Source organism: Rhodobacter sp. SGA-6-6 (assembly GCF_011043545.1).
GTDB lineage: Bacteria > Pseudomonadota > Alphaproteobacteria > Rhodobacterales > Rhodobacteraceae > Pseudogemmobacter.
In genome coordinates, this window is record NZ_JAAKGP010000028.1 from 1 (window position 1) to 10,963 (window position 10,963).

6 protein-coding genes are annotated in these 10,963 nt (G+C 63.9%); 4 read left to right on the forward strand and 2 right to left on the reverse strand.

All coding sequences use genetic code 11. From position 1 onward, the window contains the following. A partial coding sequence (locus tag G5B31_RS20400; RefSeq protein WP_165020037.1) for a hypothetical protein occupies positions 1–233 on the reverse strand: 233 nt, incomplete at its 3' end. 152 nt (positions 234–385) lie between these two features. Here G5B31_RS20400 and G5B31_RS20405 point away from each other — a divergent pair. The 4 genes from G5B31_RS20405 (at position 386) to G5B31_RS21470 (ending at position 3,241) form a co-directional block, all read left to right on the forward strand. Then, positions 386–1,120 (forward strand): Crp/Fnr family transcriptional regulator, encoded by a 735-nt coding sequence (locus tag G5B31_RS20405; RefSeq protein WP_165020038.1) that lies wholly within the window; start codon positions 386–388, stop codon positions 1,118–1,120. A gap of 417 nt (positions 1,121–1,537) precedes the next feature. After that, entirely contained in the window at positions 1,538–1,813 is a 276-nt protein-coding gene (locus G5B31_RS20410) for a hypothetical protein (protein ID WP_165020039.1), read from the forward strand. Next, positions 1,806–2,117: a hypothetical protein gene (locus G5B31_RS20415; RefSeq protein ID WP_165020040.1), complete on the forward strand. Its 312-nt coding sequence runs from the start codon at positions 1,806–1,808 to the stop codon at positions 2,115–2,117. The genes G5B31_RS20410 and G5B31_RS20415 overlap by 8 nt, the downstream gene beginning before the upstream one ends. Before the next feature lie 236 nt (positions 2,118–2,353). Next, positions 2,354–3,241 (forward strand): transglutaminase family protein, encoded by an 888-nt coding sequence (locus tag G5B31_RS21470; RefSeq protein ID WP_165020041.1) that lies wholly within the window; start codon positions 2,354–2,356, stop codon positions 3,239–3,241. Positions 3,242–3,280: 39 nt separating this feature from the next. On the opposite strand, the gene G5B31_RS20425 is transcribed toward G5B31_RS21470, so the two are convergent. Continuing rightward, complete coding sequence (locus G5B31_RS20425; protein ID WP_240904518.1) at positions 3,281–10,954, reverse strand: GH36-type glycosyl hydrolase domain-containing protein; 7,674 nt, start codon at positions 10,952–10,954, stop codon at positions 3,281–3,283. Between the last annotated feature and the right edge of the window lie 9 nt (positions 10,955–10,963).

Consider the following 10,963-nt stretch of genomic DNA (forward strand, 5'->3'; position numbering starts at 1 on the left):
GGTCGGCGGGACGGGCTTATCCCGGCCATGATCCCGTTGATCAGGCTGGCGACGCTTTGATGCATCTCCATCTCTGCCGCATCACCCGCTGCATTCTCATGTGCTGCCGCTGCATCGCGGAGCACGCCTGCGATCTCGCGTTCGGGCAGAAGTTTGTGGTCATTGATGGCGAGCAGGAGAGCCTCGCAGATGGAAAGTGCCGCCATTCCTGCATGATCTGTCTGGCCGGGCATCGCGAGGCGTCCTTTTGGTATAGAGAGGATCAGGACCGGGGCAGAATCCTGATGAGCTGCATCACCCTGACAGGAAGTTCTGTCGGCCGGACTGATCCAGAGCAGCCTGCCCGACTGCCTGTCGTGAATTCCTCACCAACCGGGAGAAGCTGTTGAACCCTATTGAGAGCAGTCCGCTGACCCGGAAACTGTCGACCTTCGTGGCCCTGTCGGATGTGGATCTGGAGACACTTGCGCGCTTTCATCGGCGGCGCAGAACCTTCCTCGCCGGGCATGAGATGATGCACGAGGGCCAGTCGAATGCTTCGGCCTACATTCTGGCCGAAGGCTGGGCCTGCTCCTACAAGATGCTGCCCGATGGCGGACGGCAGGTCATCAACTTCCAGATTCCCGGCGATTTTCTGGGTTTGCGCAGCATCCTGTTCCGAACGTCAGACCTCAGCCTCGAGGCGCTGACGGATATCGAAGCCTCCGAGGTCTTTGCCCCGGATATCCTCGGCGCATTTGCCGAGGCGCCCCGGCTTGCCACCGCCGTCCTCTGGGCCTCATCCCGCGACGAGGCGATGATGGTCGAGCATCTGGTCAATCTCGGGCGGCGCTCAGCGGTGGAGCGGATGGCGCATCTGCTCCTGGAACTCGGGGCACGCCTGAACCATGTGGGGATCGGCGACAGGATGGGATTCTCCTGTCCCCTGACACAGTATCATCTGGCCGATGCCCTTGGTCTGAGCGCCATTCACGTCAACCGGGTGCTGCGGCAGTTGCGGGAGGACGGGCTGGTCACGTTCCGGCAAGGCAAGGTGACCTTCAACAATTTCGAGGGCCTTCAGGCACTGGCGGGTTTCGACACCGGCTATATGGATCATGCAGGGCCGTTGCTGCGTTGACCCGCCTGCAACGGCCATTGAGGAGGCAGGCCTCGCCGCGCCCCTGTCTCCCTGACAAGCGAGGCTGCACAATCCGCACGCCGGATATCGTCGGTTGCGGGCTCCGCAGCCTCGCTGGAACTTGTTACGACCTGCTGACTGGCTCCCCGTCAGCGCCTTTCGGTATAACGGTGTCTTGGAACGACTGACTGATCCAGGTTTGCATGGGCCGATATTCAGCATGCCATCGCGTTCCGGGGAGCCGGAAGTGCGACGGTCGCATCCATTTTTGATTCAGGCATAATTCAGAGAGGACGCTAACACCGATCAGCCCCGGCGGCGGACGATGATCGTATGGTCAGAACGCTGCCGTGTCGCCTCGCCGAAGCGAAGGCGTCACACGCGGGCAAGTTTTTCAGACCTGATCGGAGGCTACAGATGAACATCCGCTCATCCAGGAAGCAGGTGACTTTTGCGCATCCTTTCACCTTGTCAGGTTACGCCGATCTGCTGCCTGCCGGAAATTATGATGTCCTCGTCGAGGAAGAGCTTCTGGAGGGGTTGAGCTTTGAGGCCTACCGCAGGACCTCGACCCATATGATTGTCACAGGACAGGCTGGTCGGGCGGAGATGCGACCGATCACTGAGAAAGACCTTGAGGCCGCGATCGGGCGAGATCAGGCCGCACCTCAGCCCGGGGCGCAGAATGAGTGATGATCCGGTGAGCCTTGATGCCCGGCGCAGCACCGAAGGACAAATGGCGACGGATTTTCGCCGTCATGCCCTCAGGGAGTTCGAAGCCGATCAGGAGGCCCTGCGCAAACGCCAGGAGGAGCTTGAAGCGCAACTTCTCGCCGAGCCATCGGTGACATGGATCGAGGCAGCAGTGAAGGCCCAATACCTGATCCGTCGCTACGCAGAGACTGCGGAAGCAGGGGACGCCCGTAAGCAGAAGCTGATCCAGCGCGCCCTCGGAGATCTGGCGCGACTGATCGAGAGCGAACCGAAAAAACCGTGAAAGATTCCTCGCCTGACGACAACGATCTGCAACGCGCCCTTGCGGATGCACCAAGGGAACGATCCTGCCTGCGATGCCAGACGATGTTCTGGAGCGAGGGGTTCGGCGAGCGCATATGCAAACGCTGCAAAGGGTCTCATTCGTGGAAGAATGCCGTCCCCGTTTCCCCGGGCTCTTCGCGAAGGTCCTGAAAAGCATTATCTGCGGGCATAGCGGCGGTCGAAAGCAGGATACACGTGGTCTTTCTCGAAACGGTTCATACGACCACCTACCGATATCGAAGCGAGGTCTCCCTCGGACCGCACCGCATGATGCTTCGGCCACGCGAGTCCCGGGACCTGCACCTCCTGTCCCATGACGTTTCCCTGTCTCCGGCTGCGGAACTGTCCTGGGCGAATGACGTCTCGGGAAACGTGATCACCACAGCCACGTTTTTGCAGCCGACCGCCTGCTTGCGGATCGAGAGCTGCGCGAGGATCGAATTGACGGCTTCGCCCTCGCCAGGATTCGCCATTGCGCCCTCCGCGATGCGCTGGCCGTTCCTCTACTCCGGTGACGACTGGACCGACCTCGGTGCTCTCGCCATGCCTCAATATCCCGATCCCGATGGCCATTTCTCTCGCTGGGTCGAGGGATTTGTGTATGGCTGGCGCACCGACACGCTGTCCCTGCTGATGGATATCAGCGACGGGATATCCGACCGCATTTCCTATCAGAGCCGGGAGACCGAAGGCACGCAATCGCCGCTTGAAACCCTGCATCGTGGCTGGGGGTCGTGCAGGGATTTCGCGGTCATGCTGGCGGAAGCGGCAAGGATACTCAAGTTCGGCGCACGTATCGTGTCCGGATATCTGTTCGATCCCCGTGAAAGCCTTGTCGGATCCACGGGGCCGGGTTCGACCCATGCCTGGACCGAGATCTATGTGCCCGGCGCGGGCTGGATCACTTTCGATCCGACCAACCGGAGTGTTGGTGCAAGGAATCTGATCCCGGTGGCCGTGGCCCGCGATGTGCGCCAGATCGTCCCGGTTTCGGGCAGCTTCATCGGCAACAGTGATGCACTTATCGAAATGGCGGTCAGTGTCACTGTAACCGCAGAGAACCTCGACCAGGCCCCATCGTAACGTGGCGCTGGTCGGCGGCCCGAACCCAGTTGTGGACGGTCACAAGGACTGAAGCGGGATATGCAACCGAACCAGGTGCTGCGCTCCGTCCAACAGCACGCGTGTGTCGTTGTCCTTCGAATGGATGAAACCTTCGGGAGCAATGTCGCCCTGCGTAACCCGGATATCGATGGCGGTGCCGGCCACCCGCACTGTTGCGGAGAACCCAGGCCAATGCGCAGGCAGGCACGGTACGATCCGCACATGGTCGCCCTCGCGCCGGATGCCGAGAATGCCCTCGACCGCAGCGCGATACATCCATGCCGCAGACCCGGTGTACCATGTCCAGCCGCCCCGTCCTTCATGCGGGCCGACTGAATAGACATCCGCCGCCACGACATAGGGTTCGACCTTGTATCGTCCGGCGTCTTCCGCGGTCAGCGCATGGTTGATCGGATTCAGCATCGCGAACAGGCGCACCGCGCCGTCACCGTCGCCAAGCTTCGCCCTTGCCAGTACCGCCCACATCGCGGCATGGCTGTATTGACCGCCATTTTCACGCAGACCGGGGGGATAGCCCGCGATATATCCGGGATCGGGGCCGAAGCCGACGGCTGCATTGTCAAAGGGCGGGGTGAACAGCAGCGCAATACCCGGATCGGGGCGGATCAGATGCCGTTCGACCGAGGCCATGGCCGTGGCAGCGCGGGCCGGATCGGCCTGACCTGACAAGACCGCCCAGCTTTGCGCGATCGAGTCGATCCGGCACGCGGTTCCCGCGGCCGAGCCAAGCCAGGTCCCGTCATCGAAGGTGGCGCGGCGATACCACTCCCCGTCCCACGCTTCCCGCTCCAGTGCCGCGCGGAGGTCGGTAGCATGTGCCTGCCAGCGCACGGCGCGCACCGGATCACGGACCTCGGCCAGGGGAATGAAGCGGCTAAGCGTATCGAGCAGCAACCAGCCGAGCCAGACGCTCTCGCCGCGCCCCGCCTCACCAACCCGGTTCATGCCGTCATTCCAGTCGCCGGTGCCGATCAGCGGCAGGCCGAGCGCGCCTGTCAGCGCGATGGTGCGGTCGAGGCCAAGCGCGCAATGCTGCCAGAGTGTTGCATCGGTTCCCGATGGCTCGGGCTGGAAGAAGGCGTCATGCTGGTCCGATGCCAGTAAAGCTCCGTCAATGAAGGGAACCCGCTCGTCAAGCACCAGGCTGTCGCCTGTCACCGCAACATATTCCGCGGCGGCGTAGGCCAGCCATACGCAATCATCCGATATTCGCGTGCGCACGCCCTGGCCCGAATGCGGCAACCACCAGTGCTGCACATCGCCCTCGGGGAATTGCCGCCCGGCGGCGCGCAACAAATGGCTGCGGACTCGGTCGGGCTGCGACAGGGTCAGCGCCATGCCATCCTGCAACTGGTCACGGAACCCATAGGCCCCACTGGCTTGATAGAAGCCGGCGCGCGCCTGAACGCGGCAGGCCAGAGTCTGGTACTGCAGCCAGCCATTGACCATGACATCCATCGCACGGTCCGGCGTTTCGATCTGCACGGTTCCGAGCACTGCCTCCCAATGCGCTTCGACCTCGGCCAGCGCGGCATCAAGATCAGTCCTGCGCAGGCGGCAGATCAGGGTTCGTGCGTCTTCGACAGAGACCGTCTGGCCGAGGAAGTGGTCAATGACGATCTGAGCACCCGGCGCCAGCTCCATCTTGCGTTCCAGCGCCATGCAGGGATCGAGGCCTGATCCGGCACGGCCCGCCAGTGGTTGTCCTTGGCTGACCGCCAGTGGCATGGTGCGTGCGCCGCCCCGGCCCAGAAACCCGGTGCGGTCGGAGGTGAAGCCGCTTTGCAAGCCCGCCAGATCGGCGAACATCACACGGTCAGGGAAGGCCGTGTTCCACGGATTACGGGCAAAGAGCGCGCCGGTCTCACCGTCGCGTTCGGTGGTCAGGAACGGCGCCGACCCCGCGCGTGACGGGCCCATCACCGGCTCGGCATAGCTGATCACGGTCAGCCGCCGGGGCTGGGCGGACAGGTTGCGCAGGGTCAGGCGCGAAATTTTTACTGGATCCGCGAGCGGCACGAATTGCAGCAGGTCAAGGCAGATCCCCCCCGCCTGATGCTGAAACCGGCTGTAGCCAAAGCCATGACGCGCGATGTGACGCCCCGCCTGGCGCAAAGGAGCAAAGGTGGGCGAGAATACCTCGCCCGTGGCATCGTCGCGGATGTAGAACGCCTCTCCCGTCGGATCGGCCACTGCATCGTTCGACCAAGGTGTCAGGCGGTTCTCTCGGCTGTTCCCGGCCCAGGTGCTGGTGCTGCCTGTGGCCGAGACGTGAAAGCCAAGGCTGTCATTGGCGATGACATTGATCCAGGGCGCCGGTGTCGGGATGCTGCCGTCGAGGATCGTAACATATTCCCGGCCCTGCCGCGCAAAGCCGCCGATGCCGTTGAAGAACTCCAGTTCTTCGACCGCTGGTGGGCTGGCCGTGGCAGGGAGTTGCCGCGCCCGTGTCGCCGGGGGCGCCTCTTCGCCAATATCATCTGCCAGGATTGCAGCGATCTGTTCGGCCAGGGTGCCGCGCCGCGCCACCAGATGCACCCGCGCCACCGAGATCAGCAGCGCCCGCGCCTCGGGCGAGATCAGATCGGCGCGCAGGGCATGTGTTTGCCCACCTCCACCGCCATCCGGCGCCCGGGAGCCCCTCAGCGCCGCCTCGATCCCCGTTTGCAGGCCCTGAACATAGGAGGCGGGATGCTCGTTGAGGATTACCAGATCCACCGCCAAGCCTTTGCCACGCCAATATTCCTGCGCCAGCAGCATCTCATGCACCCGCGCGATGTCGGCGGCATCGTCGATGCGCAGCAGCACGATGGGCAGATCGCCCGAGACGCCCATCGGCCAAAGTGCAGATTGCTTGCCTGCGCCCGTGGCAACAAGATCGGCACGCGCCCGGAAACGCATGTCCGAACAGAGGATCGGCGCGGTGAGGCGCTGGAAGCCGGCTGCCTGCACCGGTGTGATCGCGAGATGGCGCAGTTGAACCTGTGCCTGGGTCCAGGCGAGTGTTCTTGCCCTATCAAAGGCATTGCGGTCATGGTGTCGGTCGATCAGGTCGGTGAGCGCATCGCGGGTCGGCGCGACCACTGTCCAGAACGCGAGTTTCACGGTGCCGCCTGCCGGGATCCTGACCCGCTGACGCAGCGCAAAGACCGGGTCCAGCACAGTGCCGATCCCTCCCTCCAACCGGCTCCCCGGGATCAGAGCCTGCGCCGAGGACAGGTCATTGTCGCGCCCGACAAAAGCAGCGCGGTCGGTCTCGAATTCCATCGCCGCGGAAAGCTCACCCTCCACCACCAGAAAATGGGCCGCCCAGACCGGGGTTTCATCAGGGGAACGCGGCCTGCGGGTCGCGATGACCGCGCCGAATTCCGGCAGGTATTCGGTCTGCACGAACATCCGGGTAAAGGCGGGATGCGCTGCATCCGCAGCCTGTGTGGTCAGGGCCAGCTCGGCATAGGATGTCAGTTCTACCTCACGCGGACGGCGGGACGTGGAAGTGATTGCAACCCGGCGCACTTCGGCATCATCCTCGCCCGAAACGAGCACATCCATCGCTGTGGATAGAGTGCCCTGCCTGCGTGAGAAGCCGACGCGATCCTCAAAGAACTGCACCTCGCGCTGGTCGTCGTCTGCCGCGCCCTCGACGGAATGCAGCTGGCCGCCCTGTAGATCGCGTAGCCAGATCCGCGTGCCGCCGGTGTCACGCGTGGCATCCGCCTGCCATCGCGTCAGGGCGATGTCGCCCCAACGGCTATAGCCGCCGCCGGTTGTGGTCAGCATCACCGAATAACTGCCGTTCGACAGGATATGGCTGACCGGCGGCCCCTGTGGGGTGCCTTCGATCAGCGCCATCCGCTGCATGTCCAGCGCGCTCGGGCTGTCGGGCACCGCCACGGCTTCAAGGCGCGGCGTCACGGCGGGGATGTCGCGCGGGATGCGTTCCTGCAAGACAAGCTCGGTCGCGCGTATCATCGGCTCGGCATGGAAATGCGACCGGATGCGGCCAGACTGCAGGACATTTGCGATGGCGACGATGGTCATGCCCTGATGATGCGCCATATAGCTGCGAACCACGGCAACGGTTTCGCCGTCAAGCAGCCGCGAGGGCGTGAAATCCAGCGCCTCATAAAACCCGTAGCGACCACGGCCCCCGACCGCCTCCAGCGCAACGTAGTTGCGGTGGGCCTCGGCCGGGGCGAACATCGCCGCAAGCCCGGTGGCATAGGGCGCCACCACCAGATCGGTGGCAAGGCCGCGCTTCAGCCCCATTCCCTGGATGCCGAAGGTGGAATACTGGTAATTCATATCCAGATCGCGGGCGTTGAAGCCGGATTCAGATATGCCCCAGGGAACCCCGTGCCGACGGCCATAGGCGCGCTGCCCGGCCACAACCTGCCGGTTGGTCTGATCGAGCAAGCTGCCCGATGGCTCCTCCATCACCAATGCCGGCATCAGATATTCGAACATCGAGCCGGACCAGGATACCAGCACCGACCCGCCGCGCGCGGGCGTGGCGGATCGGCCCAGCCGGAACCAGTGGCGCACCGGCACATCGCCCTTTGCGATGGCGAACAGGCTGGCCAGCCGCGCCTCGGAGGCCAGAAGGTCATAGCAGCTCTCGTCGAGGGCATTGTCGTTGCGGGACCAGCCGATCGACAGAAGCTTGCGGTCTGGATCGAAGAGAAAGGCGAAATCCATCGCCAGAGCCATGGCCCGCGCCTGCGCCGCCAATGCGTGCAGACGCGGCGGCAGCGCGGCGGGATCATAGGGATGCGCATTGCGTGCGCATTGATCGCACAGGGCCTGCAACCATTCGCGAAGATCATCGGCAAATGGTTCGTTCGCCAATGCCCCCTTGGCCTTTACGGCCAGACGAAGGATGGCGGGCCAGGCGACGCTTTCGCCGGGCATGAGTATTGCAGCCTCCAACCCGTCCAGGAGGCCGCTGATGGGCACTCCGCTGCCATTTTGTGACTGCCGGGCAAGTTGGAGTGTATCGACAAGGCCCGCGCGTTGGGTGTTGCTGTCCGGCCAGCCTTCATCGCTTGCCCAGCTTTCGCAAGCGTTTGCCAGAGCGATCAGATGCCCCGCCAGATTTCCGCTGTCGACCGATGAGACATAGGCCGGGTTGAGCACCTGCCCATCTGCCGTCCCATACCAGTTGTAGAAATGCCCTTTATGCTTCGGCAGTTTTTGCATCGTGGCAAGGGTCGCCTCCAACCTTTCTGTCGCCTCGACGGTTCCGATCCAGCCGAAATCGCGGGCGGCCACGCAGGACAGCAGATAGAGGCCCATATTCGTGGGCGAGGTGCGGGCCGCAGTCAGCGGCACGGGAACTTCCTGATGGTTGTCGGGTGGCAGATGGCTGTGATCCGCGGTCACGAAGGTCTCGAAATAGCGCCAGGTCGTACGGGCGATCACGCGCAGGTCACGCGCGGCATCGGGGGACAGGGTATTCTGTTGCGGGCCGGCAGATGGACGGCTGATCCGGAATGCGATTAGCGGCGCACAAAGCCACAACGCCGCAAACGGCAGCGCCAGCTGGGCCGCAGCAGGCGCCAGTGTCACGACGCCGGTCACCAGAAATACACCCAACCCCATCCCGCCGGCCATGAAGAGTGACAGGCCCCAAAGCCCGGGCCGCGCCCGGCCAGATGCCTGGGCTGCAGTTGTCCACTCCAGAAGATGGCGGCGAGAGACACCGGTCCGCCACAGACTGCGCAGAATGGCATCCATCATGCGCCATGCGGAATCGGCGAGGAAAGTCGCAGCCAGCCCGACCCGCAAGCCAGCCATACCCAGATCGCCCGCCGACTGGCGCAGATGGCTGGAGGGGTCCAATCCCGCCCGGCGCGGGATCACCCCAAGGATCGTTGGCCAGACCACAGGCAACGCCAGCGCGGCCAACAGCAGCAGCGTGGCGCTCAGCGCAGCCTCCTCTGGCAACAGCCACCCGAGTGTCAGCGCCGCGAGCATGGACGGTGCGATCAGCGAGCGGCGCAGCGTATCGGCCATCTTGACCCGTCCCAGAGCCGGCACCCCGGGCGCGAAGAGCCAGCGCAAAAGCTGCCAGTCGCCACGCGTCCAGCGGTGTTGGCGGCGCGCGGCAACGTCAACACGGCCGGGAAAGGCCTCGATCAGTTCGACATCCGAGGCCAGGCCCGCGCGGGAGAAAATGCCCTCCAGCAGATCATGGCTCAGCAGGGTGTTGTCGGGCACTCGCCCCCGCATCGCCGCCTCGAAGGCGTCGACGTCATAGATACCCTTGCCGGTAAAAGACCCCTCGCCGAACAAATCCTGCCACAGGTCCGAGGCCGCCGAGGCATAGGGATCCATCCCGCCCGGCCCTGCGGTCGCCCTTTGATAGAGCGTGGCGGGCATGCCTGGCTCCAGCGATGGGGTGACACGAGGTTGCAGGATACCGTAGCCGCTGGTCACCCGGCCCAATGCGGAATCAAAGATCGGACGGTTCAGCGGATGGGCGATCTTGCCGATCAGACGCGCCGCCGTGTCGCGCGGCATCCGCGTGTCGGCATCCAGGGTGATGACGTAGCGCACATCGGCAGGAACGACGGGCACACGCCCATCGGCTTCTCGGAACCCCGTATCCGTTGCCCCCCGTAACAAGAGGTTCAATTCGTGCAGCTTGCCGCGCTTGCGCTCCCACCCCATCCAGACGCCCTCGGACGCATTGAACTGCCTGGGGCGGTGCAGGTGCAGGAACCGCGGGCCCGCCGGACCAGGTGGATGGCGGCGGTTCAGAGCCGCGACGCCCTCTGTCGCCTGTTCCAGCAGCGCCGCATCGCCCGGCATGACCTCATGCGGGGCGTCGACGTTGTCCGTCAGCAGGACGAAGGTCAGATCACCGCCCGCCCCGGAGAGGTGATGGACCTCTAACGCCTCTATTTGTGCGCGCAGATCATCATCGCCAGACACCAATACCGGGACCGCGACAACCGTACGAAACTCGGACGGCACGCCTGCCCTCAGATCGAGGCCCGGCAATAAGGTTGCACCGATACCGCCGCCCAAGATGCGGTCCACCAGCATCACCGCAACGCCGCTGGCCGGCAGCACCATGGCCAGAAGCCAGAGAGCCCCGACAACTCCACCCGTGATCCACATGACGCACAGCGATAGCAAGACCAGCGTCAGAACCGCGATAGCGCCGAGATAGCCACGCAGGCCCGCTGCGATCCCCCATCTGCGAAACCTCAGATGGATAGGGGGGCGAAAGCCGATCTCCTGTTCAAAGGCCGGTCTTCCTGCCGCGATCAACGACCAACCAGGATCCGCCCGCATGGTCCCTGCGGGCGCTGCCGATGCCCGTCGGCATGCCAAAGCGACGACTTCTCCCTCGCTCAGTGCAACACCGCGCGCAAGATCCTCGACCCCACTGCGGTAAAGATTGCGACTGGGAAAATCCATTGCCGCATAGCCGGGATAGTCGCGCAAATCAGCCTCGACCAAGCTGACGCTTTCAAAGAGATCAGACCAGTCGGTCGCGGAAATTCTGCGCATCGCGGTGATGACATTGCGCAGAGTGACGTTCGAGGCGCCCTGTCGTTCCTGTGCGTGGCGGACGACAGTGTCGATATTCGTTCCCTGCGTCGCCAGAGTCTCCTCAAGCCAGCCGAGCGCGGGATTGGTGCGCGGATCGCGGTCGCGCATGCGTTTGGC